The sequence below is a fragment of the Variovorax sp. Soil_C_12 genome (assembly GCF_057657375.1).
This window is the reverse complement of record NZ_JBDGIO010000043.1, coordinates 1-1,021: the sequence shown is the minus strand read 5'-3', so window position 1 is coordinate 1,021 and position 1,021 is coordinate 1. Positions and strand designations below refer to the sequence as shown.

Here is a 1,021-nt window from a genome sequence, read left to right as displayed (position 1 = left end):
GGCTCGGACGGGACGGCCTCCGCCCCCGGCGGAACCGGTACGGGCTCGGGCGGCACCGGGACCTCGACCGCATCGGGTGGCGACGGCGGCGTAGGCTCCGGCGGCACCGGCGTGAGCACCGCCGATGCGTCCGGCATCGGCGCGGTCGACGGCTCGGGCAGCATCATCGTCAACGGCCTGCGCTACAACACCGACACCGCCGTCCTGAACGTCGAGGATGCGCCCTCCTTGCAGCTGGGCATGAGCGCCAAGGTCATCGGGCCGGTCAACGCCGACTTCACGAGCGGCACCGCACGCCGGGTCGATTCCGCCGCGGATCTGCGCGGGACGCCGTCCTCGGTCGATCTCGCGCAGGGCAGCTTCGTCATCCTCGGCACCACCGTGACCACGGACAGTGCCACCGTGTGGGCCGATGCCACCGGCCTCGCCGCCATCCCGCCGGGCACCACGCTGCAGGTGTGGGGCCTGCCGGGCGCGCCGGGCATCCTGCGGGCCACGCGCGTGGAGCAGCGCGGCCCCTCCGCGGCCATCCTCACCGGCACGGTGCAGAACCTCGACCCCCTCCGGGGCACCTTCACCCTCGGCGGCTTCACGGTCGACTACAACACGGCGGTGCTCTCCGGCAGCCTGGACGGCAGCGCGCTGGCCAACGGCATCCTGGTGCGCGTGCGCGCGAACACCGTGCTGCCGGGCCGCCTGCCGGCGACCCTCGTCCAGTGGTGGTATCCGGTGCCGAGGGCGAATGCCACGCCGGTCCAGATCGCCGGCCTCGTCACCGACTACGCCGGGCTGGGGTCGCTGCGCGTGCTCGGTGTCCCGGTGAACGCCGCGTCGGCGCTGATCACCGGCGGGCCGGCCAGCGCGGTCGGCAACGGCGTCAAGGTGGAGGTCGGCGGCGTCATGTCCAACGGCATCCTCCAGGCCTCCAAGCTCAAGATCCGCCACGTGCCGGGCACCGGCGGACCCGCGTCCTTCAACCTGATCGGTGCCATCGGCAACTTCAGCTCGGCGGCGAGTTTCC

The 1,021-nt window shown here is 73.2% G+C and carries 1 protein-coding gene; it reads left to right on the top strand.

Annotated features, from left to right (window positions below):
• Nucleotides 1–1,021: DUF5666 domain-containing protein (locus AC3A6X_RS36380; RefSeq protein ID WP_487846713.1), on the top strand; the 1,021-nt coding region annotated here is incomplete at both ends.